The organism is Zoogloea sp., from assembly GCF_030157465.1.
Classification (GTDB): domain Bacteria; phylum Pseudomonadota; class Gammaproteobacteria; order Burkholderiales; family Rhodocyclaceae; genus Zoogloea.
This window is the reverse complement of the sequence record NZ_JAOAUU010000058.1, coordinates 153,156-178,264: the sequence shown is the minus strand read 5'-3', so window position 1 is coordinate 178,264 and position 25,109 is coordinate 153,156. Positions and strand designations below refer to the sequence as shown.

24 protein-coding genes are annotated in these 25,109 nt (G+C 66.3%); 9 read left to right on the top strand and 15 right to left on the bottom strand.

Features of this window, described 5'->3' with window-relative positions; all coding sequences use genetic code 11:
* The 3 genes from csy3 to csy1 are packed head-to-tail and all read right to left on the bottom strand — an operon-like array spanning nt 1 to nt 3,393.
* Nucleotides 1-1,020: a type I-F CRISPR-associated protein Csy3 gene (gene csy3, locus Q1W26_RS07415; RefSeq protein WP_300437902.1), complete on the bottom strand. Its 1,020-nt coding sequence runs from the start codon at nt 1,018-1,020 to the stop codon at nt 1-3.
* Nucleotides 1,021-1,045: 25 nt separating this feature from the next.
* Entirely contained in the window at nt 1,046-2,032 is a 987-nt protein-coding gene (gene csy2 / locus Q1W26_RS07410; protein ID WP_300437899.1) for a type I-F CRISPR-associated protein Csy2, read from the bottom strand.
* Nucleotides 2,029-3,393, bottom strand: coding sequence for a type I-F CRISPR-associated protein Csy1 (gene csy1 / locus Q1W26_RS07405; RefSeq protein WP_300437897.1), 1,365 nt, complete (start codon nt 3,391-3,393; stop codon nt 2,029-2,031). The genes csy2 and csy1 overlap by 4 nt, the downstream gene beginning before the upstream one ends.
* Before the next feature lie 393 nt (nt 3,394-3,786).
* On the opposite strand from csy1, the gene Q1W26_RS07400 reads away from it, so the two are divergent.
* Nucleotides 3,787-4,077 carry a nucleotidyltransferase domain-containing protein gene (locus Q1W26_RS07400; protein WP_299901623.1) on the top strand — a complete coding sequence of 97 codons (291 nt, stop codon included), beginning with the start codon at nt 3,787-3,789 and terminating at the stop codon, nt 4,075-4,077.
* The gene (locus Q1W26_RS07395; RefSeq protein ID WP_300437895.1) at nt 4,074-4,445 is read left to right on the top strand and encodes a DUF86 domain-containing protein; all 372 of its coding nucleotides are present in this window, start codon (nt 4,074-4,076) and stop codon (nt 4,443-4,445) included. The genes Q1W26_RS07400 and Q1W26_RS07395 overlap by 4 nt, the downstream gene beginning before the upstream one ends.
* A gap of 23 nt (nt 4,446-4,468) precedes the next feature.
* Here Q1W26_RS07395 and cas3f read toward each other — a convergent pair whose 3' ends face one another.
* Genes cas3f through Q1W26_RS07380 form a run of 3 tightly spaced genes read right to left on the bottom strand, consistent with a single transcriptional unit; the run spans nt 4,469 to nt 9,849 of the window.
* Entirely contained in the window at nt 4,469-7,837 is a 3,369-nt protein-coding gene (gene cas3f / locus Q1W26_RS07390) for a type I-F CRISPR-associated helicase Cas3f (RefSeq protein WP_300437892.1), read from the bottom strand.
* Nucleotides 7,834-8,811, bottom strand: a complete 978-nt coding sequence (gene cas1f, locus Q1W26_RS07385; protein ID WP_300437890.1) for a type I-F CRISPR-associated endonuclease Cas1f — start codon at nt 8,809-8,811, stop codon at nt 7,834-7,836. The genes cas3f and cas1f overlap by 4 nt, the downstream gene beginning before the upstream one ends.
* Nucleotides 8,812-8,871: 60 nt before the next feature.
* Entirely contained in the window at nt 8,872-9,849 is a 978-nt protein-coding gene (locus Q1W26_RS07380) for a WYL domain-containing protein (RefSeq protein WP_300437887.1), read from the bottom strand.
* 232 nt (nt 9,850-10,081) lie between these two features.
* Between Q1W26_RS07380 and Q1W26_RS07375 the strand changes: the two genes are divergently transcribed.
* Both Q1W26_RS07375 and Q1W26_RS07370 read left to right on the top strand, forming a co-directional pair.
* Nucleotides 10,082-10,870 carry a 3-hydroxybutyrate dehydrogenase gene (locus Q1W26_RS07375; protein WP_300437884.1) on the top strand — a complete coding sequence of 263 codons (789 nt, stop codon included), beginning with the start codon at nt 10,082-10,084 and terminating at the stop codon, nt 10,868-10,870.
* Nucleotides 10,871-10,942: 72 nt separating this feature from the next.
* Nucleotides 10,943-12,790: a nitric oxide reductase gene (locus Q1W26_RS07370; protein ID WP_300437881.1), complete on the top strand. Its 1,848-nt coding sequence runs from the start codon at nt 10,943-10,945 to the stop codon at nt 12,788-12,790.
* A 21-nt stretch (nt 12,791-12,811) separates the two neighbouring features.
* On the opposite strand, the gene Q1W26_RS07365 is transcribed toward Q1W26_RS07370, so the two are convergent.
* Nucleotides 12,812-13,660: a LysR family transcriptional regulator gene (locus Q1W26_RS07365; protein ID WP_300437879.1), complete on the bottom strand. Its 849-nt coding sequence runs from the start codon at nt 13,658-13,660 to the stop codon at nt 12,812-12,814.
* Between the two features lie 124 nt (nt 13,661-13,784).
* Between Q1W26_RS07365 and Q1W26_RS07360 the strand changes: the two genes are divergently transcribed.
* A complete protein-coding gene (locus Q1W26_RS07360; RefSeq protein ID WP_300437876.1) occupies nt 13,785-14,384 on the top strand; it encodes a cysteine hydrolase family protein in 600 nt (199 codons plus the stop codon).
* Nucleotides 14,385-14,411: 27 nt separating this feature from the next.
* On the opposite strand, the gene Q1W26_RS07355 is transcribed toward Q1W26_RS07360, so the two are convergent.
* Nucleotides 14,412-14,783 carry a hypothetical protein gene (locus tag Q1W26_RS07355; protein ID WP_300437874.1) on the bottom strand — a complete coding sequence of 124 codons (372 nt, stop codon included), beginning with the start codon at nt 14,781-14,783 and terminating at the stop codon, nt 14,412-14,414.
* Nucleotides 14,784-14,806: 23 nt separating this feature from the next.
* Complete coding sequence (locus Q1W26_RS07350; protein WP_300437872.1) at nt 14,807-15,139, bottom strand: DUF1840 domain-containing protein; 333 nt, start codon at nt 15,137-15,139, stop codon at nt 14,807-14,809.
* 126 nt (nt 15,140-15,265) lie between these two features.
* On the opposite strand from Q1W26_RS07350, the gene rarD reads away from it, so the two are divergent.
* Genes rarD through Q1W26_RS07330 form a run of 4 tightly spaced genes read left to right on the top strand, consistent with a single transcriptional unit; the run spans nt 15,266 to nt 18,266 of the window.
* Nucleotides 15,266-16,153, top strand: a complete 888-nt coding sequence (rarD, locus tag Q1W26_RS07345) for an EamA family transporter RarD (protein ID WP_300437870.1) — start codon at nt 15,266-15,268, stop codon at nt 16,151-16,153.
* 54 nt (nt 16,154-16,207) lie between these two features.
* The gene (locus tag Q1W26_RS07340; protein WP_300437868.1) at nt 16,208-17,104 is read left to right on the top strand and encodes an ROK family protein; all 897 of its coding nucleotides are present in this window, start codon (nt 16,208-16,210) and stop codon (nt 17,102-17,104) included.
* A gap of 29 nt (nt 17,105-17,133) precedes the next feature.
* Nucleotides 17,134-17,787 (top strand): MOSC domain-containing protein, encoded by a 654-nt coding sequence (locus Q1W26_RS07335; RefSeq protein ID WP_300437867.1) that lies wholly within the window; start codon nt 17,134-17,136, stop codon nt 17,785-17,787.
* A gap of 59 nt (nt 17,788-17,846) precedes the next feature.
* Nucleotides 17,847-18,266 (top strand): hypothetical protein, encoded by a 420-nt coding sequence (locus Q1W26_RS07330; protein WP_300437865.1) that lies wholly within the window; start codon nt 17,847-17,849, stop codon nt 18,264-18,266.
* Here Q1W26_RS07330 and Q1W26_RS07325 read toward each other — a convergent pair.
* The 6 genes from Q1W26_RS07325 to Q1W26_RS07300 all read right to left on the bottom strand — a co-directional run bounded on the left by Q1W26_RS07325 (nt 18,250) and on the right by Q1W26_RS07300 (nt 24,876).
* On the bottom strand, nt 18,250-18,579 hold the full coding sequence (locus Q1W26_RS07325; RefSeq protein ID WP_300437862.1) for a hypothetical protein: 330 nt from the start codon (nt 18,577-18,579) through the stop codon (nt 18,250-18,252). The genes Q1W26_RS07330 and Q1W26_RS07325 overlap by 17 nt on opposite strands.
* 148 nt (nt 18,580-18,727) lie before the next feature.
* A complete protein-coding gene (locus Q1W26_RS07320) occupies nt 18,728-20,638 on the bottom strand; it encodes a PAS domain-containing hybrid sensor histidine kinase/response regulator (RefSeq protein ID WP_300437860.1) in 1,911 nt (636 codons plus the stop codon).
* 34 nt (nt 20,639-20,672) lie between these two features.
* On the bottom strand, nt 20,673-21,971 hold the full coding sequence (locus tag Q1W26_RS07315) for an HD-GYP domain-containing protein (protein ID WP_300437858.1): 1,299 nt from the start codon (nt 21,969-21,971) through the stop codon (nt 20,673-20,675).
* 72 nt (nt 21,972-22,043) lie between these two features.
* Entirely contained in the window at nt 22,044-22,682 is a 639-nt protein-coding gene (locus Q1W26_RS07310) for a lactate utilization protein (protein WP_300437855.1), read from the bottom strand.
* Nucleotides 22,683-22,693: 11 nt separating this feature from the next.
* Complete coding sequence (locus Q1W26_RS07305; protein WP_300437853.1) at nt 22,694-24,097, bottom strand: LutB/LldF family L-lactate oxidation iron-sulfur protein; 1,404 nt, start codon at nt 24,095-24,097, stop codon at nt 22,694-22,696.
* On the bottom strand, nt 24,094-24,876 hold the full coding sequence (locus tag Q1W26_RS07300) for a (Fe-S)-binding protein (protein ID WP_300437850.1): 783 nt from the start codon (nt 24,874-24,876) through the stop codon (nt 24,094-24,096). Before Q1W26_RS07300 ends, Q1W26_RS07305 begins: the two co-directional genes overlap by 4 nt.
* Between the last annotated feature and the right edge of the window lie 233 nt (nt 24,877-25,109).

The window sequence follows — 25,109 nt, the reverse complement described above, 5'->3', positions numbered from 1 at the left end:
TCAACCCGCCTCGCCGAAGACCCCGCCACGGATCAGGGTGGCGATTACGAAGTGTTGTTGTTCCGTGGCCGGGACCTTGTCCTTGATGATCCAGTTGTCGAGCAGGGAGTAAAAATCGTCACTCTTGCGGGGCTGGCGATAGGCCTTGCCGCGGGTGGTTACGGAGCCGTAGGGCTCCACGGCAATGGGGCCCAACTCGTCCACTTCCGGGTACCAGGTGTCGATGGTGCGGATGGCGTTGCCGACCTTTTGGGAATGGAGCCCTGCGGTTCCATCCACTTCATAAAGCGTCTTGCTCTTGTCGCTTCGCCCCTTGTCGAGGATCAGTTCCTGCGAGGGGAAAACCTCCTGCCCTGCACCAACGCGTACATACGCGGTGACCTGCAGCAGCACGTGACCTTGCCCGGCCAGTCCCTCTGCGATCAACTTCGCCAGCTCATCGAGTGCAGCGGCGCCCCGCGGGGGCGCTGCAAAATCGCGCAGCGAGAAAGACAGCGCGTCGAAGTTCCAGGTATTGCGGGCTTGCCCACCGACCAGATGGGCAACCTGGACTTCCACCGTTTCGGCACCTACACGGTTGCGCCACAGGAAGCGACCGTTGGCGAGGTTGGATGCATAGCGGCGGGCCAGTTCGCCAAAGCCGTTGGTCCCCAAATAGCCGCCCACCGTGTCCATGAGCTTCTTTTGATAGTCGGCGTCGTTGCAGGCAGAGGGTTGCCCGGTGCCCGACAGAACACGCAAGGTGAAAACGACTTTCAGGGTGTCGGCCTGGCTGGGCAACGCGGCCACATCGACCTTTTGCAGATTGGGGTTCTCGATGGCGGCATCGAGCTTGGCAGCATCCTGGTCCTTGGCCTTAAGACGATTGGAGATGGTCCCGCGTACCGATTTGACCTTGATCTTCACAGGAGGCCAGGCGGAGCTGTCATTCCGTCCGTCCCAGGTGCCGGCAAAGAAGAGTGCGTCAGAGGGGTCGAGCTTGCGTTCGAAGGCGAGGACGGAGGCAGTCTTGAGCGTCATGATCTATTTCCTTTCAGGATGGAATTCAGGGATGTTGGGCCGTGGCGGCAAAGTCGTTCCGGCAGCGGTAAAGGCCGCCGTCGATATCGCTATGGCCATACCAAAGCAGCTCGCGGAGGCTGCCGAGCCGATGCGGGCTGATCCATTGGCCGATGGAATAAAGGCTTTCAACAAAGCGAAAATCGGTGCGTGAATCACGGGCGTTCTTCACGCTGCCTGCGGGGTGTATGCCGGAAAGGGCGCCATAGCCCACGGGAATGGGCACGATCCAGCCTTCCCTGGGTTCGGGCTTCCACTCGACGTTTTTTCGCTCGGTGTCGGACGGCGCGCCAGGCTCCGGCCTCCAGTTGATGCGGGACAGGTCGAGCAGGGCATCAAGTGCGCCGGCTTTCGGGTCTGTTGCCTGAAGGCTTGCCAGGTGCTGAGTAAGCAAGTCGTCGCGGCAGACCAGCGCGAAGCCGGGCAACCAACGGCGGCGCAGACGCCGGAATTGCTTGCGCGCCTCGGCCGTGTCTTCGGCCAGGCGGATCAATTCCGCCCCCTGGTGTGCAGCGGCGCTACGCGTAGGCACAATGCTGCCGCCCGCAACCCGCATGCCGGCCAGCGTGTCTGCGACCGTATCGGCAAGGGCCTGGCGCGCCTCGGCCTCCTCCAGAATTGTTTCGCTGCTCACCCCGAACACCAGGGTGATGTCCAGGTGGATGCGGCCTTCTTCCACGATGGCTGCGGTACTGCCATCCTTATCCACCGGATTGCGGGTGAGTCGAAAAGCCTTGGTGTAGCCGCCTTCGGTCACCTGCTCGTCAAAGTCGTGGCAGATCACGCCCACGCTGTCGAACGCCATTCCAATGCTGTTTGCGCAGAGCTTGCGCTCCAGCGCCCACATCAGGCCAAGAAAGGCCGTCATGGACGGAAAGCCGTGAGTCAGCGGGCTGGAAATGGCGTTGGCGTTCTGGATGCGCAGGCGGGGCAGCACCAGCAGCCCCTGGCTCTCGGGAAAGATCGTGCTCATACGCCCTCCCTTGTAGGAATGTAGCGAGGTGCGTCGAGTTGCCCACGCAGTTCGTGCAGGCGCTGAGCCCAGTCCTGCTGCAGGAGCAGCTCGGTTTGCCATTGACGCGCTTCGACATCGCCGAGCGGCAGATCCGGGCCCAGCTGTTTGTTGAGCCAGTTGCCAAAACGATTCCCCACCTCCGCGGGCCAATCCATCCTGTGCCACTTGCCGCAGAAAACGGCGTCGTCTTCCGCATCCGCCAGCACCCGGCCGGGGTCGAGCCACAGCCTTTCAACCTCTGGAAGACGGCAGCGGGAGTCATGGGTCCATCCCGCAGGCAACATCACCTGGAAACGCTGAGCGAAATCGACCAGCCCATCGATCAGGCTGTCGATCAAGCCCTCGCGACGGTCACGGGTTTCCATCGTGGGAGGCGGGTCCGAGAGCAGAAAGTCGCGCAATTCGCGCACCTGCGTCCAAACGCCATCGCTATGCCCGAAGCGGGAGAGCACCGAATCCACATACCAGGGCGCCTGGACTTCACGGCTTTTCCAGCGGGGTGGAAGGGAAGCCAGCAGGTAGTTGCTGCCGCCTCGCTCGCTGTTGAGCTGACTGATGTTCTGCGGCTTGGTGCCTCCGAACTTCTGGACCGCCAGGTTGGGATACTCGCGGCTCACACCGTCGTGATCACGGCGCTCCCACTTGGCTTTTTGGGCCGCTTTCGCAGGGTCGCTGAAGCGGTCTTCGTTGATCGTGCGAAAGACGGAGTGGGCAAACGAACTGGCATAAAGGGGTGCCAGGAGATGGAAATCGCCGTCGTTTGCCGGGTCCTCACCCGTCAGCCAGTAGAGCTGCTTGGCCAGACCGTGGGAAGCCGGGATCTCGCTGGCAGGCTGGGTCACGCTCCTGAATGCCTCTGCCCACGCCTGCGCCTTTTCTGAATCGTCGGAGAGCGCGGCAAGGAGATCGGCATCGTCCTGCTGCATCCATTCCAGCAGGGGCCGCTCTTCCACGGAAACCTTGAGGAACTTGTAGACATCCAGGGCTGCGGCATTACCCACCACATCGCCGGAAAAATCCGCACTCAGCACATGGCTGCCCACCTCGCGATGGCTTGGCAATGACTCCGGCGGACAATACAGATTGGTTCCCCGTGCTTCAGGGTGGATGGGTTTGAGGGAATGGGTGACGGTCTGGATTTGCGCTACACGCCTTGCAGCGTCAGCCAACCAAGTCCCTGACTCGTATTGCACCAGCAACTCGCTGCGCTTCGGGTCGTCGGCCGCGAGTTTGTCGAGCTTGCTCGACATGCGCTCTTGGAGAAAGCGCTCGATGGCCGCGCGAAACAGGGCGCGGCGGTCTTGCGGAGAATCGGACATGTGATACCTCTTGCTTGGACAAGCTATCGGCTAGCCGTAGAATCCCCGAAGCAGCGCTTCGGGGACTGCTTTACAACAACTTCAATCGACTCTTCTGATCGTGCGATGGTCAATCACACCCGTATCCTCCTTCCTGCGGCGAAATCCCGTAGGTGGATGCCCGGCTGCCCAGCCAGTGGCGTTGCAATCCGCCCCCGAAAGATGGCAGTCTTTCGGGGGCACCCCAATCGTTTAACCTATTCACTGCTGCTTGGACGAAGATTAAAAATAAACGATTGATAGTCAAGATACGCCGTCTGCTGGACATGTGCAACTGCCGAAAAGGCAGCTCAGAAATATTCGCTGCTCCATGGGCGAGAAACATTCACTGCCGGATAGGCAGCTAGAAACACGATGAAACCCTCCCATGCCCTCCAGCTGAACAGCCGGGCCGTCCTCGAGGCGGCGCTGCGTTTCCACGTCAGCAATCCCCGAGTGTTCGGTTCGGTATTGCGGGGGACGGACGAGGACGACAGTGACCTTGACCTGCTGGTCGACCCGTCGCCGGAAACCACCCTCTTTGATCTGGGTGGCCTGCAGGTCGAGCTGGAAGCCTTGCTGGGCGTGCCGGTGGATGTACTCACACCGGGCGATCTGCCGGCCCGGTTCCGGGCGCAGGTTCTGGCCGAGGCGAGGCCGGTGTGACGATTGATCGCCTGCCCTTGTGGCTGGAGCAGATGCATGAGGCCGCCAGCCAGGCCCTTGCCTACGTGGAAGGCATGGACAAGGCCGCGTTTGTCACCGACAAGCGCACGCAGCAGGCGGTAGTCCTTAATCTGTTGGTGATTGGCGAACTCGCAGCGAAGCTGATCGAACAGCACGGCGACTTTGTGACGAAACATCCCGGAATCGCCTGGGCCAGCATGAAGGGAATGCGTAACCGGATTGCCCATGGTTACTTTGAGCTGGATATCGGGGTGGTTTGGGAGACCGTGCAACGAGCGCTGCCCGATCTGCTGGCCCGCCTGCCCGCCGTACGAGTTGCCGCCCAGGAGCGGCCAGCCCGTCACTGAGTCAAAACCTCCATTGCGTCTCATCATCTTTCCTTGGTAAAGCCCAAGGCAGGATGAAAGCGCCATCCCTGTTCGCTGGCGGGCAGGCTGACCGTGCCGTAGCGTTGGGCACAAGCCAGCAGCGACATCTCCAGGGATTCGGCCAAGGTGCTCAGCGCCTCCAGGTAGTCCGTTTCTCCCCACGGCTCGATACGCGCCCCTTGCACCTGACTGTCTGGAATCCGGTGGTTCTGACTGTTCTCGATCTGCACATAGAGCGACTCCCATTTCTTCTTGCCCGGATCGATCCGGTGGAGGGCGTAGTCGTCCTCGTCTTCCGTGGGCAGCAGGGCGACATCGACCGTGGCCATGGGGTCATCCCGAAAGCGCTGTTGCTGGGGTAACACCGCGGTCAGCCAGACCTGAGGCGTATTCCAGTGGCTGGCCGCATTCAGCGCGGTTTTGGGCTTCTGGCCAGAACGCAGCTGACGGGCGGTGAGCGGGACAGACGGTGCAGCCTGGGGAAGCATCTGCTGGCGCATGCGGGCGTGCTCCAGGTCCACCAGCCGAAGCGTCGGCTGCAGTTGCTCGTCTGGCCTAGGGAGAATGCGGGGCCGGGCGTCGATGACCCGTAGCTCTTCGGGATCGAGGAGATCAGCGAGCCGATGGGTACGGAGTCGGAAGGGCTCTTCGTCCTGCTCGAAGCCGGGCCGGCAGAAAGCCGCCTTGCCGGGGGTTTCGAGGTGCTTCAGGTTGGTGTCGAAAACTTGCAGGTTGGCCGTTTCTACTGCTCCCGGACGATGCCGACGGATGCGCCCGGCGAGCTGGATCAGCGAACGCACCGACGACGGCTCGACGATGGCCCAGTCGTAGTCGTGATCGCGCCCGACCTCGGTGACCGGCGAGCCGAGCACGATGAACAGTTGATCGGATTCCGGGCTCCGGTCCAGGCGCTCGCGGATGTCTGGCAGATCAAACACTGCATCGGGCTTGCGCCGGTTCAAGCTGGCATCCAGCCGGGTCTCGATGGCGGAGCGGATAAGCAGCGGATACTGGGAGTGATAGGCGCACAGGTGAAGGCGACATCCTTCGGGCATGCCCTCGGCGTAGAGCGCGAGCGCCACGTCGAACAAGGGATCGATATTGGCCATCCGCACCAGGCCAAAACTGACGCGCTTGCCGGTCTTGGTGTCCACGCTGTGGTGCCGTCCGTGGAGGCCCAGGGCTGCTTCGCGGACCGCATGAGCAAACCCGGAGCGAAAGTCCTCGCCAGCCGGCAGGGGAATGAGTTCGCCGAGGCGCCTGACGGGCTCCTTGGCCAGACGTGCATGCCGCTTGAGCACGAAGCTCCGGTGCGCACCCAGAAAACCCGCGCTGTCGGCACAGTCCTGCTGCACCTGATCGAACTCGTCGAACCACGCGCAGCAAACGGAGGGAGTTTCGCCGGGGCGCTCTCCCCGGTTGCGCTGATACCAGGCACGGCCGTCCAGGTAGGCGAGGAATAGGCCTTCCACCAAAGCCGGTGGCAAGGTGGCGGAGGAAAGCAGCACACGACTGCCGAGCAGACCGGCCCAATGCACCAGCCGGGTCAGGGCCGGCAGATCGTCGATGTCGAAGTCGTCCGGCTCGTCCAGAACGAGGTCGCCACTCAGCAAACGCAACATCGGTGCGATCTGCCGGCCGCCGCGCTGGCTCTCGGTGGCAGGGGTCAGGTGATCAACAGTGCACACCAGCAGCGGTGCAGCCAGCAGGGAGCGAACCTGGGGATCGCGGGACAGGCGCTGGAGCAGCGGATGCTCGGCGTTGCCCTCGAACAGGACATGCCCGTCTTCCGGGAGCAGGCTTTGGGACGATGCCGAGCCGCTTTGCTCGGCCTGTCTTTCGTGGAACTCGAACAATTCACGGCTGGCTGAGCCGCCCACCTTGATGGCAAGTTCGTCTTCCGACAGACCAAGCAGGTCGCGAAAGGCGCGGCCGGTTTGTAAGGTAAGGGTACGAAGCCCGAGGGCAAAGGCGCAGCGCATGCCTTTGAGCGGGTCGGCCAGCGCATTCATGATGCGGGCGTTGGCCAAAGTCTTGCCGCAGCCGGTGGAGGCCATGTTCACAATGAAGGCACCCTGCAGGGCCGCCCGCTCGCGCATCGCGGCTGCGGTATCCGTGGCCCGGTCCTGCCAGCGGAAGCGGGCATCCTGGCTACGTTTGCGCAGCCCCTTGTGACGAGCCAGACGCGGCAAATGGAGCTCGAAACCGGGGAGTGCGTGATTGATGACCCCGGCGTGCTTCGTCACCCCCAGCAAGTGTTCATCCAGGGTCTGATTGCGGGCGCCAGTATCCCGCCGCGTATTCGCGAAGAGCGGGTAGTCCTTCTCCCCCTGCTCCCGCTCGCTCTTTTCGGTGAGGCTGGAGTAATGATGGTCGGCGAGCATCAGGCTGAGCCGGGACAGGTGCATCACAAAAGGGTCGGCACACAAATCCAGAGCAGGTGCAGCACGCTGTTGGTCGAGCAAACGCCTGGCGATTCTGGCAGCCCGCTTACGCCACGCCGATACGGTCACCGGCAGGCCATGGGGAAATTGCCAGTAGGCTTCGACGGCGGCGCGATCTGGCGTGCCTGATAGCTCGTTCCAATCAGCGTCTACCGCCTTCAGGAGGTCGGTCAATTGTTCGCTACGGAAGTCAGGCACTCTTGCACCCAGCCAGCGATGGCCGCCCTTTTCGTCCTCGGCTGGCATGACCGGCAAACGGTGATGGGTGAGAACCAGCCACGCCACCGCCTTGGCCAGCGGGGGCAGGATGGCGAAGGGCTTGCTGCTGCGAGCGGCGGGGTCCAGCCCGTCACGCAGAAGTCGGCCAGTGGCCAGCCAGCAGGCATCATCCAATGACGTTGGCTCGATCAGGCGTTGCAGCCACGCTTCATCGGTCGATTCGCCGACAAAGGCCTGGAATATGCGCAGGGAAATCCACTCATGTCGGTACAGATTGCGCGTGAGTGGCGCACCTGGCAGAAGCCGCTCCTGAAAGGCGCGGCAGGCTTTGCCGAGGTCGTGCAGCATGGCCGCCAGGGACGAGAGCAGGTGAATGTGCTGGAGTCCATGCCAGTCGTTCTCACTTTCACGGCGCAGGATGTTGCGTCTCGTCGTGTTGGTGGGCACCGCCCCCTGGGCGTTGAACTGGCTGGCATCCCCCACCACCCACAACAGCTCGCTGTGATCCTTGCCGCGAATCCAGTGGCAGGCGACCGCGGTGTTCTTGCGGGCCGTTTTGCGCAGAAGCCGGTAGAGCGTATCGAGCCCCTGCTGTGTGATGGGTGTCTGCCAGCTGCGCTCCCCGCGCCGCTCGGCAAACTGGTCGATGATCCGCCGGGTTTCGGTCAGGGCGTTCTTGGTGCATTGGGATATCAGCAGGATGTTCATTGGGCCTGCCTGCCAAGGTCGAGGGCGATGGACTTCACCGTGTCGATCATGAAATCGAGGGCCTCGGCCTGCACGAGACTGGCGATGCAGGCTTCCCGAAAACTCTGCTCGTCATCGCCGCGCATGGCGGAAATGAAGGCCTGCGGAAGAATCAGGGCGTCCTTCACCAGATCGGCGATGTCGAACACCAGCCCGCCGCGGCGGGTTTTGCCGTGCAGCACCGCCAGACCATGGGGCAGGCCCAGAACCCAGGATGCGGTAGCGCCGAGCCCGTAGGCCAGATAGTTGCCGTGATCCAGAAAGCGGTTGGCCGGATCGGCGCCGCTGCCGTTCTTGGCGCGGACGAAGTCGCCGTAATCGGTGGCGTCGCAGGCGAGCTTGAAGAGCTTCTTGGTGAGGCGGGCTTCTTCGGTCAGCAAGGCGGTGTTGTCCGGCGCCAGATCGATCTGACGGAGGGAGGCTTCCAGGGCCGACTTCAGCCGGTCTGCGGGGAGCTCAAAGCCGCTGTCGGCCAGCTTGCGGTTGCCGATCCAGTGATTGGCGATACGCGCCAGCCGGGCGCGCTGAATGGCCTTGGCCGCCTCAAGGCGCAGGGCGTCGTCGAACCAGAAGCGAACCCAGTGCTGCAGGTATTCGGTGGGGCGGTATTCGCTTTGCGGCGAGAACCACGCCACTTCGATGTCCATCTCGTTGGCGCTGTACAGCGGCGTGCCTCCACCGCCGGAGAACCCGACCATCACGCCGGCCTTGGCCAGCTCCCGCATCGCCGCCTGCGTGATCGAGGTGCCTGTTCCCAGCAAAAGCACCGTGGTGTTGGCGATGGGAATGTTCCAGTAGAGGGACTGACTGCCCTCATCGGTCACGTATTCGACCCGGCCGCCATTGACCAGTACGCGGCAGTGGCGAAGGTAGTAGAGGTTCGCCCGCTTGGAGTGGAGGATGGTCTTGAGGTCGGAGGGCGTTATCTGATCCATTGCGGCGTCCTTGTTTGTCTGCGGTTCATTCTGCCAACCCCCATGCTCAAACCATGAGCATCACAAATTGATCTTCGCCGCCGCTGCGTGCTCGCTGCGCACGGCTTCGCGGAGCGAGGCGGGGGCGATGACTTCCACGTGGCGGCCGTGGCGGAGGATGTCCATCAGCAGTTCGGGCTGCTGGCTGTAGGGCACGCGGAGTTCGAAGCCGCCGTTGTCGAGCGGGCGGCCTTGCTGGTCGGGGTGCCATTTTTCCTGGGCCACCCAGCGGCTGCGTTCGGGGCTGAAGTGCAGCACGGCCCATTCGACTGTGGCGCCGGCAAAGATGCCGTAGCCGCTGCCGAGTTCGCGGTCGAGGGTGGCTTCGTCGATGTTGCGGGCGTCGCGGTCGAGGATTTCGGCGCGGTGGATGGCGTCGATGGCGAAGCTGCGCAGGCTGCCGCGCAGGTGGCACCAGGCGTCCAGGTACCAGTTGTCACGGTAGTGGATGAGGCGCTGGGGCGAGACTTCGCGGCGGGTGGCCGTGTCGGTGCCGCGGGTGTGGTATTCGATGACGAGGCGCCGGCGGCGCAGGGTGGCGGAGCCGACGGCCTGGAAGTGTTCGAGCTGGAAGCTGCGCGCGCCCACGGTCTGGATGCGGATGCGCCGGGCGACTTCGGCGGCCGAGTCGTCGGCGCTGCCGAGAATGCGCCCGAGCCGGTCGAGCAGCGGCTGGATGTGGGGGCCGAGCAGGCCGCTGCTGTCCAGGTTGGCGAGCAGGTATTGCATCGTCAGCAGGGCGTGGATTTCTTCGGCGCTGAACCACAGGCCGGGCAGTTCAAACTGGGGGCCGAAGTCGTGGCGGGCGCTTTCAAGCCGGTAGCCGCCTTGTTCGCGGTCGAAGATCACCGGTGCGCCGAGGGTGTCGCGCACGTCGCGGATATAGCGCGTGAGGGTGGCGCGGGAGATGCCGAGTTCGTATTGCAGATCAAGGGCGGGAGTGGCGCGGCGGTGGCCGAGCAGGCGGATGAAGTGGTGCAGCCGGTCGGTGGGGATCAAGCGCAGAGCCTCGCTGGCGTGGGTTTTCCGGGGGATGGGCCCGATGGTAGCCCTTTGATGTGGCATGCGCGATATGCCATAAGTATTAAGTCCGAAGCGCCCGCGTAAATTGAGCCACGACAGGGCAGCTTGATGTGCGGGGGGCTATAGTCGGCGCGGCGGTGGCGGCCCTGCGGTAGGATTCCTGTTCCGGCCGGGCAGGGGCCCGGCGCGATTTGGCGAGGATGTGTGTATGACGATGCTGGCAGGCAAGAGGGCTTTGGTGACGGGTTCGACGTCCGGGATCGGGCTGGCGGTGGCGCGGGCGCTGGCCAGAGCCGGGGCGAAGGTGATGCTCAATGGTTCGCGCACGGCCGGGGATGCGGAGCCTTTGCGCGCCGCGCTGGCCGCCGAAACCGGTGCCGAGGTGGCCTACACGGCGGCAAACCTGGCGGTGCCGGCTTCGGCGCGGGCGCTGGTGGAGGCGGCGACGGCGGCCTTTGGCGGCCTCGATATCCTGGTGAATAACGCCGGCATCCAGCACGTGGCGGCGGTGGATGCCTTTCCCGACGACACCTGGGACCAGCTCATGGCCATCAATGTGTCGGCGGTGTTTCACACCACCAAGGCGGCCTTGCCGGGCATGAAGGAGCAGGGCTGGGGGCGCATCGTCAATATCGCGTCGGCCCACGGCCTGGTGGCTTCGCCCTTCAAGGCGCCCTACACGGCCAGCAAGCACGCGGTGGTGGGCTTTACGAAGGCGGTGGCGCTGGAGGTGGCGGAGCAGGGCATCACCTGCAACGCGCTGTGCCCCGGCTACGTGCGCACGCCGCTGGTGGAAAAACAGGTGGTCGACCAGGCCAGGGTGCACAACATGGCCGAAGAGCGGGTGATTCGCGAGGTGATCCTCGCGGCCCAGCCCACCAAGCAGTTTGTCGAGGCCGACGAAGTGGCGGCCTATGTGGTGTTCCTGTGCTCGGATGCGGCCAGGTCGGTCACCGGCTCGGCGCCCTTGATCGACGGCGGCTGGACGGCGCGCTGACGCGCGTGAGCGCATCGGCATGCAGCCTGGGCTCATCCGCCTTTAACGCTTGATCCTTTACGCGGTTTTCAAATGGAAGAATTCATCGGCGGCCTGTGGCACCGTTTCATCACCCGCGCGGCGACCCGCAGCTACCCGCAGGCTGCGGTGCGGCTGGAGGACATCGAGCGCACGGCGGGCATTTTGTTCCGGGCGCTGGGTGGCGACGCCGGCCTGCGCGTGGCGCCGGCGGCCGAAGTCGAGCACGGCGCCCGGCGCGGCTGGCTGGCGCGTATCGCCCACGCCGGTGAAAAGGTGGCCCAGTCGGCGCGGGATTCGGAAACCCTGCGCCTGCCGGCCGAGATCGCGCTGTTTCCCGAGCGCAGCCTCAACCGTGACCTGTATCTGTGGCTGATCGCCCAGGGCGCGGCGCTGCCGGCCGACGGGCTGACTGCCGACAACTGGATCGCCGCCAACCAGGAGGCCAGCGCCAAGACCCTGGCGGCGTTTCCAGGCTTTGCGTCGCGCTACCGGCGCCTGGTGGCGGCGGTGCTTGCCGAACGGCCCAACCCGGCCCGGCTGCCCGCCGACGAAGCCGCCGCCGAACAAGCCATTCGCCAGGCGCTGGCCGAGCCGGGCAGCGTGGCCAGCCTGCCCGCCGCGCGCAAGCCGCCCACGCCGGTGGCGCTGTGGCTCTACCCGGCCCCGGTGGCCATCGACCGCCGCGAGTCGCCGGCCACCCCCACGCCGGCCGAAAACCGCGAAGGCGCGGGTAAATCCACCGATGCCACCGACCGCCGCCGCCAGGCCCAGCGTGAAGACATGCCCGACGGCAGCAACGGGCTCAACCTGCCCTTCCGGGCCGAAAGCCTGCTGTCGTTTGCCGACTACGTGAAGGTGAACCGCGGCCACGACGACGATGCGGACGACAACCCGGCCCGCGCCGCCGCCGACATGGACCGCATCTCGGTGGCCCAGGACGGCACCGACACCGCGTCAAAAGTGCGCTTCGACCTCGACCTGCCCTCGGCCGCCCAGGACGATCGCCCGCTCGCAAGCGGTATCCTGCTCCCCGAGTGGGACTGGAAGAAGCAGGTGCTCAAGCGTGACGTGTGCAGCCTTACCGTGCTCGACCCGCGGGACGCCCCGCCCATCGCGCTGCCCTCGCGCCTGGTGCGGCCGGCGCGGCGCCTGCGCCACCAGCTCGAAGCCCTGACCCCGGCGCGGCGCTGGCTCAAGAACCAGCCCGACGGCCCCGAACTCGACATTGACGCCTGCGTACGCGCCTTTGCCGACCGGCGTACCGGGCATTCGGTGGGGGCCAGCGGCGGATACCTGTCGTGCGAACGTCGCGAGCGCGATCTGTGCTGCCTGGTGCTGGCCGACCTGTCGCTGTCCACCGACACCTGGGTGAGCGACGAGCAGCGCGTCATCGACGTGATCCGCGACAGCCTGTGGCTGTTCTCCGAGGCGCTCGGCGCCACCGGCGATCCGTTTGGCCTGTACGGCTTTTCGTCGAGGAAGCGCGAGCACATCCGCTTTCACCGCATCAAGGATTTCGACGAGCCCACCGACGACCGCATCCGTGGCCGCATCGGCGCGCTGAAGCCCGGCTTCTACACGCGCATGGGCGCCGCCATCCGCTACTCGACGCAGATTCTCGCCAAGCGGCCCGAATCCATGCGCCTGTTGATGATTCTTTCCGACGGCAAGCCCAACGACGTGGATCACTACGAAGGCCGTTACGGCATCGAGGACACTCGCATGAGCCTCAACGCGGCCCGCCAGCAGGGTGTGCGGCCGTTTTGCGTCACCATCGACAAGGAAGGCCAGGGCTATCTGCCCCATCTTTTCGGCCCGGCCGGCTACACCATCCTGCGCAACCCGGCCGAGCTGCCGGCCCGTTTGCCGCTGCTCTACGCCCAGCTCACCGGCGCCTGAACCCGTTTGCCCGCGGCGGCTTCAGCCGCGAAAGGCCAGCGCATCGGTGGCAAAGCATTCGCCCAGCCAGTCGGCAACGGCGGCGACGCGGGGCTGGCGGCGGGCGTCGGGATGAACCAGCAGCCACAGGTCGCGGCTGAGCACCGGTTGCGGCCCGCTGGTGCGGATCAGGCCGGGCGCCGAGTCGGCCAGAAAGCACGGCAGAACCGCCCGGCCGATGCCGCCGGCCACTGCCCGCAACAGCCCGGCGAGGCTGTTGGTGCGCAGCCGCACGCGCTGGCCGGCGAGCTGCGCGGCCAGCCAGCGCATCTCCGGCGTATGGGCCAGTTCGTCGTCGTAGGTCACCCAGTCATCGTGCTGGGCAGATGGAGCGGCATACACGGCAAAACCCACATCGGCCAGCTTGCGGATCAAAAAATCGCCGCTCTCGGGGCGGGCCAGCCGGATGGCGATGTCGGCCTCGCGGCGGGACACGTTGAGGTTGTCGTTGCTGGCGATCAGCTCGACGAGCAGCTCCGGGTGACGGGCGTAAAGGCCGTTCAGGCGCGGCACCAGGTAGTCGCTGGCGATGGCGCTGACCGAGGTGGTGCGCACCACGCCGCTCACCGTGCGGGTGCCGGTTTCGGCCAGTCGGGCCAGGCCGGCCACGTCCTCCTCGATGCGCGTAGCCCGTTCGAGCACGCTGGCGCCCACGGCCGTGGGGCGCCAATGCTTGTCGCTGCGCTCGAAGAGCGGCGTGCCGAGGGTGTCCTCCAGCGCCCGCAGGCGCCGTGCAACGGTGGTCTGGTCCACCTTCAGGCGGCGCGCCGCGGCAGCGAGGGTGCCTTCACGGCCAATCTCGACCAGAAAGCGCAGATCGTCCCAGTTCATGTGGGGTGTTCCGGTTTGAATGTGCTGCAATTTTGCAGGGTAGCGCTGCGCAGGTGTCGATTTACGCAGGGCTTCAGCAGGCTTAGTCTTGCCGTTCCGATTTCCATCCAGGAGTAAAACCGCCATGCCCGCATCCAAAACCCTGCGCGAACTGTCCGGCAAGCCCGCCGCGCCGGCGCCCTTGTCCGAATCCGTGCTGATCCTGGTCGATGCCCAGAACACCTATCGCAGCGGCGTCATGGAACTGGCTGGCATCGAGCCGGCCCTCGACGAATGCGCGCGGCTGCTCGGCCGGGCGCGGGCTCTGAAGGTGCCGGTGATCCACATCCAGCACGATTCCGGCCCCGGCTCGCCCTACGACATCACCGCCGAGATTGGCGCCATTGCCGACAAGCTGGCGCCGGTGGAAGGCGAGGCCGTGGTGGTCAAGCACTACCCGAATGCCTTCGTCGGCACCGATCTGGATGCGCGCCTGAAGGCGCTGGGGGCGACCCGGCTGGTGGTGGCCGGTTTCATGACCCACATGTGCATCAACTCCACCGCGCGGGGCGCCTTCAACCTGGGTTACGCGGTGAGCGTGCCGGCCAGTGCCACGGCCACCCGCGCGCTACCGGCGCCGGACGGTGGCACGGTGAGCGCCGCGGCGCTGCAGACGGCTGCCCTGGCCGCGCTGGCCGATCTGTTTGCGGTGGTGGTGCCAACGGCAGACGATATTCCCGATTGACGGGCGGGCGCTGCCTTCGGGTAGCGTTCAGGCGATGTGCCCGGTGGCCTGCTCGCGCCGCCGGGCGAGGTAGGTCGGGCCGAGCTGGCGGGTGAGCTTTTCGGCTTTCAGCCAGATTTCGGGATGGGGCCTGAAGCTGTCGCGCAGCTGCTTCCAGAGGGGCGAGGCCTTGTGCAGCAGTTCGTGGATCAGGGTGTCGAGCAGATCCAGCGCGTCGTCGTCCGACAGGCGGGCCAGGTAGCGCGGATTGAGGCGCAGGGTGTCGGAGTGCCAGCGGTACTGGCCGAACACCCGGCCGGCCGGCGACAGCTTGCGGGTGCACATGCGCCGGGGAATGCCCAGCTGGGGCAGGGATTCGCGCACCAGATCAAGGGCCAGGTCGATGTCGAGTTGGGTCATCGGATGCTCTCGCTGGACTGGCGTCAGACGCCCCAGGTCACCGGAACCTTGTCTTTCAGCGAGCGTTCGAGCAGCTCGAGGAGCGGCACCGCGCGCTGAAAGAAGCTCACGCCGCCGCCGGAGGGCTTGGCGTCGTTTTCGTCGGGGTCGGCGGCTTCGCTGGCCTGCTCGGCCAGCCGCGCCTTGTCGCTTTCGATGGCGGCCTTCACGGCGGCGATGGCGCCGGGCAGCTGTTCGACGGTCACGATTCCCTTTGCATCGGCCGGGTCCTTGCCGAGCACGCCCAGCATTTCCTTGCCGTTCTTTTCAAACATGATCACGTCGCCGCTGGCGGGAGATTTGAAGATGATCAGCATGATGCCTCGTCCTTGCAGTGGAATGTCGCCATTGTAATCTGCCGACGGCTTTCCACGGAAAACCCCAACAGCGTTGCAGGGTGGGCGGTGCTACTGTCGGCCTCCCGTCTTCCGTTAACGTCAATCGTGGATAAAGGCAAAACCCTCGCCGGCATCGGCTTTGGTCTGGGCGCCTATGGCATCTGGGGCTTCTTCCCGCTGTTCTTTCGCCAGCTCGGCCACGTCAGCCCGGCCGATGTGCTGTGCAACCGGGCCCTGTGGGGCTGCGTGCTGGTCAGCCTGATCCTCACCGTGCGGCGCGGCTGGCCCCAGGTGGGCAGTGCCGCGCGGCGGCCCGGTAACGTGCTGCGCCTGGCCTTTGCCGGGCTGCTGGTGGGGTCGAACTGGCTGGGCTTTCTGTGGGCGGTGGACCAGCGCCTGGTGATCGCCGGCAGCCTGGGTTATTTCCTCACCCCGCTGGTCAACGTGCTGCTCGGCATGCTGGTGCTCAAGGAGCGCCTCAACGGCAAGGAATGGGCGGCGGTGGGGCTGGCGGTGGCGGCCGTCGGCAACGAGTTCATCGCCCTGGGCAGCCTGCCCTGGGTGTCGCTGTTTCTGGGCGGCACCTTCGGGCTCTACGGCCTGGTGCGCAAGCAGGTGCCGGTGGATGCGGTGTCGGGGCTGTGGCTGGAAACCCTTTCGATGCTGCCGCTGGTGGGCCTGTACGCCCTGTGGCAGGGCAGCCAGGGGCACGCGGTATTCACCGGCCACGACGGCCTGACCGACTTTCTGCTGGCCATGTCCGGCGTGATGACGGCTTTGCCGCTGATGCTGTTTGCGGCGGCCACCCAGCGCCTCAACCTAGCCACGGTGGGCATGCTGATGTACATCAACCCGACCATGCAGCTCGTTACCGCGGTGTGGATCTTTGGCGAGGAACTGCAGCCGGCGCGGCTGGTGACTTTCGGGCTGATCTGGGCCGGGTTGCTGTGCTACAGCTGGGCCGGCTGGGAGAAATACCGGCAGGCCGCGTGAAACGGGGCGCTTTTCACGGCGCTATCATCCCTGTTTTTTGGTAGGGAGCGTCCCTTGCGCATCGGCATCGACCTTGGCGGCACCAAGATTGAAATCATCGCCCTTTCGGAGGGCGGGCAAACCCTGGCGCGGCGCCGCGTGGCCACGCCGCAGGGCGATTACGCCGCCACGCTGGCGGCGGTGGGCGGGCTGGTGGCGGCCGTCGAGGGCGAACTGGGCCGGCGCGGAACGGTCGGGGTCGGCATGCCGGGGGCCTTGTCCAAAGCCAGTGGCCTGGTCAAGAACGCCAATTCCACCTGTCTGATCGGCCGGCCGCTGCTGGCCGACCTGCAGCAGCAGCTGGGCCGCGACGTGCGCGTGGCCAACGACGCCAACTGCTTTGCCCTGTCCGAGGCCGTGGATGGCGCCGCGGCCGGGGCCGGGGTTGTGTTCGGAGTGATCATCGGCACCGGGGTGGGGGGCGGCATCGTGGTGCATGGGCGGGTGCTCGACGGCGCCAATGCAATTGCCGGCGAGTGGGGCCACAACCCGCTGCCGCTGCCTTCCGGCGCGGATCTGCCCCTGCCGGCGTGTTACTGCGGGCGCGCCGGCTGCGTCGAAACCTATTTGTCCGGCCCCGGCCTGGCGCGGGACCACGCCCAGGCCAGCGGCGCGGCGCTGACGCCGGAGGCCATCGTTGCCGCGGCGGCAGCGGGCGATACGCCTTGCGAGGCCAGCCTGCAGCGCTACGAGGCGCGCCTGGCGCGGGCGCTGGCGGGTGTCATCAACCTGCTCGATCCGGACGTGATCGTGCTGGGCGGCGGGCTGTCGAATCTCGGCCGGCTCTATGAGCGTGTGCCCGGCCTGTGGCAGCCCCATGTGTTTTCCGACCGGGTGCTGACGCGGCTGGTGAAAGCCGCGCACGGTGATTCGTCGGGGGTGCGCGGTGCGGCCTGGCTGTGGCCGGCCTGACAGCTGGGATTTCCGGATTGGGGATATGCATGAAGTCACGGATTGAAGCGGTGTTTGTCGGCGCGCTGCAGCCGCTGCCGCCCGAAGGCCAGCAGACCGGCATGTTCAAGCTGCCCGTGACGGGGCCGGTGGCGGTGGGGCGCGAGGGCCTGGCCGGCGACATGCAGGCCGACCTGCGGGTGCACGGTGGGCCCGAGAAGGCGGTGCATTACTACCCGGCCGAACACTACGCGGTGCTGGCGGCCCGGGTACCGGCGCTGGCCGGCGTGCTGATTCCCGGCGTGCTCGGCGAGAACCTGTCCGGCCGCGGCCTGACGGAAGATGCGGTGTGCATCGGCGACGTTTTCGCCATCGGCAGGTGTCGTTTGCAGGTCAGCCAGCCGCGTCAGCCGTGCTGGAAGATCAGCCATCGCCTCGGCCATGCGCCGATGTCGCGGGTGATCGCCGATGCGGGCCTGACCGGCTGGTATTTCCGGGTGCTGGAAGAGGGTGAGATTGCCGCCGGCGACGGGATTGAATGCGTCGAGCGTCCGGCGCCGGGCTTGACCCTGGCCCGGCTGTGGACCGCCCGCCTGGCCCATCGCCCCGATCCGGCCGAGCTGCGCTGCCTTGCCGCCGCCCCCGGCCTCAATCCGGACTGGGCGAAGCGCCTCGCCGAACGGGCCGTCTGGCTGGCGGGTTGACTCCCGTCCTTACTGGAGTAAAACGGGGTTTCGCCCTGTTTTTTCACGAGATCCAGACTATGCCGACGCCCACTCCTGCCGTGAATCCTGTTGTCCCCTTCTGCGAGCTGATCGGTCACCTGGGACTGGCCAGCATGGGGGTGTCCTTGCGTCTGCAATACCTCGTGTGCCGGCTGTCGATCGGCATCACGGAAAGCTGCGTTAAGAAGCAGCTCCTCAAAGTCGATCCTGTTGTGCACGCGGCGGATCATGCCGAACTCGAGGAGCGCGTCATGACTTTGCTTGCGGCCAGCGCCGAGGGGTGCGAGACGATCGTGCGCGGTTACATCGAAGAAATCACCCAGGCCCAGCACCGCTGCCTGCGCGCGGCTTTTGGCATGGAGGAGCGCGAGGCGCCGGCCCTCGGCCTGCCTTTCACGCCCGGTGTGGCGGTGCCCAGGGGGCGGGGCGCCGCCACAGTGGCTAGCGGAAGGGAATGACCAGCGGCCCGATGTCGATGGTGACGGCCGACTGGGCCGAGCGGGCCGGGTAGGCGTACACCGGCTGCGGGCTGTAAACCATCGGGCGTTCGTACACCACGCGCGGGGGTACTGCATAGACCGGCGGCGGGCTGTAGTAATACGCGCCCCGGTCGTGGTGGTGGCGGTGGTCGTGACGGGGGCGGTACTCGCCCCGATCGTAGCCGCCGTGTCGTCCATGACCATGTCCGTCGCCGGCGCTGGCGGGCAGGGACAGGCCCAGGGCTAGGCTGCCGATCAGGCTGGCGGCAATCAGGTGGCGAATATCAGACATGGTTTTTTCTCCTCGAAGGCCCGGTGTGGGTTCCGGTGGCCGCGAGGATAGCCGCAGCCAGGGTGGCCGGGCGTCGGGCATTTGTAAGCAAAAATAGGCGCTCCGGGCCGTTTTTCCGGCGGGGCCGCGGCGCGGCGGCCGCGGGTACTTACATTTTGTTGTCGTCGGCCGCCTTGGCGGCGATCAGGGTTTCGCGCCAGCGGCTGATGGCGGTGGCGATGGCGTCCTGGCTGATGGGCTTGGGCACGTAGTCGTTCATGCCGGACGCGAGCGCGGCGTCGCGCTCCTCGTTCATGGCATCGGCGCTCACGCCGATGATGTAGGCCGTGTTGCCCGCCGCGCGCAGTGCCCGGGTGGCGGCAAGGCCGTCCAGGCGCGGCATGCGGGCATCCATGAAAACCAGTTCGAAGGCGGTTTCGCTGCAGCGGGCGATGGCATCCTCGCCGTTGGCCGCAAAAACGATGTCGTGGGCGCCGAAGCGCTCAAGCATGCGGGCGATCACGGTGCAGTTGATCGGGTTGTCCTCGGCCACCAGGATGCGCGTGCTGCGGCGCAGGATGGGGCGCGTTGCCGGCGCCATTGCGCTGCTGTCGCTGGCGCTGGCTTCGAGCCTGACGGTGAACCAGAACTCCGAGCCGCGGCCTTCCTGGCTCTCCACGCCGATTTCGCCGTCCATCAGCCCGCACAGCATGCGGCAGATCGACAGGCCGAGGCCGGTGCCACCGTAGCGGCGGGTGGTGGACATGTCGGCCTGCTCGAAGGGCGTGAAGATGTGCCGGCATTTGTCCGGTGCAATGCCGATGCCGGTGTCGCTGACCGTACAGCGCAGGCCGATGTGCCCCGCGCTGCGCTCGCCCATGTCGATGCGCACGGCGATCTGCCCCTGGGCGGTGAACTTGAAGGCGTTGCTGACGAGGTTGACGAGGATCTGGCGCAGGCGGGTCGGGTCGCCGAGCAGCACGCGGGGGATCTCGTCGGCGACCTGCGTGGTGAAGCTCAGCGGCTGCCCGACGGTTTTCGGGCGGAACAGCTTGTCCACGTCCGACACCACCTGGCGCAGGTCGAAGCCGATTTTTTCGAGGCTCAGCTTGCGTGCTTCGATCTTCGAGTAGTCGAGGATGTCGTTGATGATGTGGAGCAGGGCTTCGCTGCTGCTCTGGATGGTGGTGATGTATTCGCGCTGCTCGGCGCTGTGCGGCGTCATCTCGAGCAACTGGGCCATGCCGATGATGCCGTTCATCGGGGTGCGGATTTCGTGGGACATCATGGCCAGAAAATCGCTCTTGGCCCTGCTGGCCGAGGTGGCGGCGTCGCGGGCGGCGATCAGGGCCTGTTCGGCCTTGTGGCGTTCGGTGACGTCGGTGATGCAGAACACCCGCCCGATCACTTCGTCGTCGTGGCGGGCGGGGCGCGAGCTGGCCTCGAAGATGCGCCCGTCGCACAGGGGCAGGGTGTCGAAGGTTTCGGAGAGATCCTGGCTGTGGTTGGTGAGCAGGCTCAGCAGCGCAGCGGGGTTTTCCACCGCGCGGCTCATGTGCTTGATGATGGCGTCGTCGTCGTGCTGGGCCAGCAGCTCTTCGGGCAGTGCCCACAGGCCGGCCAGACGGCGGTTCATATTGACGATGTGCCCGTCTCCGTCGAGCACCAGGATGCCGTCGGCGGTGGCTTCGAGGGTGGCCCGCAGGCGGGAGCTCATTTCGGCCAGTTCGTCCTCGGCGCGTTTCTGGGCGCCGATGTCGGTGGCCCGCACCAGCAAGCCTTCGGCGACGCGGCGCACCGTCTTGCGGGCGGCGAGCACTCTGCCGTCGGCACGCCGGTAGAGGCTTTCCATCGTCTGCTCGTCGGTGCCGCCGCCGCCACGCACTTCCTCCCAGAAGAACACGTCGGCCAGCGCGCATTCGATTTCGGTGACCGGCTGGCCGACGAGGCTGTCGCCCGGGTAGCCGAGCAGGCGCGAGGCGGCCGGGTTGGCGGCGAGGATGATGAGGCTGGCGGGGTCGACGAGAAGCAGGATTTCCTCGGCGCCGGCGAGCAGCGCGTTCTGGTAGCGGCCGGTCATGATGGCGTCCTGGTGCGTGCTGCCACGGGGCGGGTCATGGCGTGTGTCCCGGCCGCGAATCGGAGTCGAAGTAGTAGGTGACGCGCTTGCGCGGGCTCAGGTATTCATACACTTCGGGTGGCAGATGGATGGGGCGCAAGGCCTTGGCGATGTTGATGTCGGGCTCCTGCTCCAGGTCGAGCATGATCGCCTCGTCGCGGGGGATGCTCGGGTCGAACACGGTAACCCACGGGCGCAGCGGCCGCACCGGGTTGACCGACGACACCAGCGCCAGCGCGTCGTTGGACAGGCGCACCACCGAACCCGGCGGATACACGCCGAGGCTGCGGATCATCACCTGCAGCGCGCGGGCATCAAACTTGGCGCGGCGCTGGGCGAACATCAGCGACAGGGCTTCGTGGGGCGTCATGGCCTTGGCCAGATCGCTCGGGTTGCACAGGTTGTCGTAGTAATTGACGAGGGCGACGATGCGCGCCAGCGGGTCGATCTGGTCGCCCTTGAGGCGTTTGGGGTAGCCGCTGCCGTCGACCAGTTCGTGGTGCTGGGCGACGATGCGCAGCACCGCTTCGGGCAACCCGATCTGCTTGCCCAGGCGCACCCCGTATTCGCAGTGCAGCTCGCGCAGGTTGCGCTCGGGGGTGCTCAGTTCGTGGCGCGGGCGGGCGATGCGCTCGGGAATGTCGGCGAGGCCCATGTCGTGCAGCAGCGCCCCGACGCCCAGGATCTGGCTCTGGGGACGCGTGAAGCCGAGTTCCTTGGCCAGCATCATCGACAGGATGGACACGTTGAGACCGTGGAAATAGGTGTCCTCGCCGCCGGTGTGTTCGCCCATCACGTGCAGGGCCGCTTCCGGCTGATCGAGAAAGGCCGTGACCATCTGGTTCACCAGCTCATCCACCTCCTCGAGGCATTCCCTGGGGCGGGAGAACAGGTTCTTGTTGATGTTGCGCATCACGCCGGCGGCTTTCACGAAAGCCTTTTCCACTTCCACAACCTGGCGTTTTCGCTGGGCCAGGCGGGCGATGCGTTCGCGTTTGCAGGCCAGTGCCGCACAGGTGGCCGGGTCTTCGACGGGGGATTCGGGCGGCGCCGCAACGGGCGCCGGCCCCGCGGCCTGGCCCATGCCCCGCGGCTGCACGTCGGAGCGTTCGGGCTCGTAGCGGAAGTGCGTGACGCCCAGCTCGCGCAGGGTCTTGAGCTGATCAGCCGAGCGGATCTTGAAACTGTTGAAGCTGAACGGATGGCTGAACCACGGCAGGTCGATGTGCACGAACAGCCCGATGCAGAGCTGATCGGGCGTGACGACGAAATCCTGCGGTGATTTGGAAGGCATCGGAAGAGATGGCGAGAGCGAGTGTTTCTATTTCGGCCAGATCGCGCGGAAGTTTAGGCCGGTGCCTTGCCGTCAGGGCCGGACCAGAATCACCTGCACGCTGCGCGGGCCGTGGGCGCCGAGTTGCATCGTGAGCTCCACGTCGCCGGTGCGGGACGGGCCGGCGATGATATTGACCGTGCGCGGCAGGCCTTCCGGGCGGGCGCGCAGCCGGGCCCAGGCATCCTCGAAGTGGCGCACGATGTGCCCGGCGTGGAGCACCACGAGGTGGTGGTCGGGCACGAAGTTGAGGGTGGTCGGGCTGTCCGGGCCGGATGCCAGGATCACGCTGCCGATTTCGGCGATACCGGCGAGGCAGCCTGTGACCGACAGCGTTTCATCCTTGCCGGCGGGCCCCGGATGATGGGCGAAATCCGCCGGCCAGTTCAGCCCGGCGAGGGGCCGGGCCACCGCGGCGCGGGCCGGCAGGCCGTGCTGGCGGCGGTAGGCGGCCACGGCGTCGGGGATGGCGTGCAGGCCGTCAACCTGCACCACCGTGCCGGCGCGGCTTTCAAATTTTTCGATGAAGCGTTCGATCAGATCGCCATCGAAGCCGAGGCGGGTGTGCTGCGCGGCGCGGGCATCGAGCGCGGCGGCGGCGTCGGCACTCAGCGGGCCGCGCCCGAAGGCTGCGCGGATCTGGCCAAGAATGGCCTGGCGGGATTCGGACATGGGCGTTTTCCTTATTTTTTGCGGGCCTGCCACTGTTCGAGAAAAGTCTGGCCTTCCGGGGCCGGCAGGTCGCGCAGGTGGCTCCAGGCGGCGCCGCCGGGCAGATTGGCGATACGGCCTGCGCTGCCGCCCATCCTGTTCAGCAGCCGGGCGGCGAGGCGGTTGGCAAACTGGTACAGCCGCGGGCGTTCGGCCACGAAGCGCCAGGCACCGATGGCCCGGCCTTCGCCGGCGGGGCGCAGGCCCTGTTCGTGCTGCAGGTGGCGGATTTCGCGCAGCAGTTCAGGCAGCGGAATGCGCACCGGGCACACCGACTCGCAGCGGCCGTTGAGCGTGCACGCGTTGGGCAGGTCGCGGGTGCTGTCGAGGCCGACAAACAGCGGCGTGAGCACCGCGCCCATCGGGCCGGGATAGACCCAGCCGTAGGCGTGGCCGCCCACCGCGCCATACACCGGGCAGTGGTTCATGCAGGCGCCGCAGCGGATGCAGCGCAGCATGTCCTGGAAGGCGCCGCCGAGCATCTTGCTGCGGCCGTTATCCACCAGCACCACGTGGTATTCCTCGGGGCCGTCCACGTCGCCCGGCCGGCGCGGGCCGGTGGAGATCGTGGTGTAGGTTTCGGTTTCCTGGCCGGTGGCGCTGCGGGCCAGGATGCGCAAGAACAGCGCCACGTCGTCGAGCGTGGGGACGATGCGCTCGATGCCGCTGGTGACGATGTGCACCCGCGCCAGCGTTTGCGTGAGATCGCCGTTGCCTTCGTTGGTGACGATGATCGACGAGCCGGTTTCGGCCACCAGGTAGTTGCCGCCGGTGATCCCGACGTCGGCCTGAAAGTACTTTTCGCGCAGCACCTGGCGCGCTTCTGTGACCAGTTCGGCCACGCTGGTCTTGCGCGGGCCGCCGTGGGCCGCCTCGAACAGCTCGGCCACCTGGGCCTTGGTCTTGTGGATGGCCGGCGCGATGATGTGGGACGGCGGCTCGCCGGCGAGCTGGATGATGTATTCGCCCAGATCGGTTTCGACCACCTGGTAGCCCTCTGCTTCGAGGGCGTCGTTGAGGCCGATTTCCTCGGACACCATCGACTTGCCCTTGGTGATCACCCTGGCCTCCACCCGCTGGCAGATGCCGAGGATGATGCGCCGGGCGTCCTCGGAGTCCGCCGCCCAGTGCACGTGGCCGCCCGCCGCGGTGACGCTGGCCTCGAAGCGTTCGAGGTAATGGTCCAGGTTGGCCAGCACGTGGTTCTTCACGTCGCGGGCCTCGTCGCGCATCGCCTCGAATTCCGGCACGCCGGCCACCAGCGCCGCGCGGCCATTCACGAAGCCCTTGCGCGACTGGCCGAGGGCGTCGCGCAGGTTCGGGTCGGCCAGCGCCACGACAACTTTTTCCTTGAACTGCGGGCTGCTGACTTTCATTTTTGCGGCTCCTTGGCCCCGCCGATGCCCGCGCCATCGGCCATGCCGGCCAGCACTTCGGCGGTGTGGAAAACCTTCACCGGCGATCCGCAGCGCTGCATGCGCCCGGCCAGGTGCAGCAGGCAGCCCAGGTCGCCGCCCAGCAGCGTATCCGCGCCGGTTTCGGCCACGTGGGCGCGTTTGTCGTCGGCCATGCGCCCGGAGATTTCGGGGTAAGACACGCAAAAGCTGCCACCAAAGCCGCAGCACACCTCGGTGTCGGCCATCTCTGCGAGCTTAAGCCCGGTCACCGAGCCGAGCAGCAGGCGCGGCTGCGCCTTGATGCCCAGCCCGCGCAGGCCCGAGCAGGCATCGTGATAGGTGGCGGTGCCGGCGTAATCGGCCACCACCGCCTGCACGCCGCGCACGTCGGTGAGAAAGGAGATCAGCTCGAAACTCCTGGCTGCCAGCGCCTCGGCCCGGGGACTCCAGTCGGCGTCGTCGGCCAGCAGTCTGGGGTAGTCGTTGCGCAGCGTGGCCATGCACGACCCGGACGGCCCGACCACGTAGTCGAAGCCTTCGAAGGTGGCGATCACCTGCCTGGCCAGCGCCCGTGCGGCGTCGAAATCGCCTGCGTTGTAGCCCGGCTGGCCACAGCAGGTTTGCGCCTGCGGCACCTCCACCGTGCAGCCGGCGTCTTCGAGCAGTTTGACGGCAGCAAAGCCCACATTGGGGCGAAACAGGTTCATCAGGCAGGTGGCAAAAAGGCCGACCCGGGGGGCGTGTGATGCGGGGGGCATGCGGTTTCTCCAGCGCAGCGCCGGCACGGGCCGGCGCTCAAGCTCGGGATGCTAGGCGCGGTCGGGGATGGGGGCAAGCGGGCTGCTGCATTGCGCAACGCCTCGTTTTTCATGAGAGGGCCACAATCCGGTCATCAGCCATGTCGATTCAACAGGCAGCGCTGCGAGAGCCCTGAAGAAGGTGCCTGAAATTGGTGGCGAATCATCTACCATGCCTCGCCCTGTTATTCACG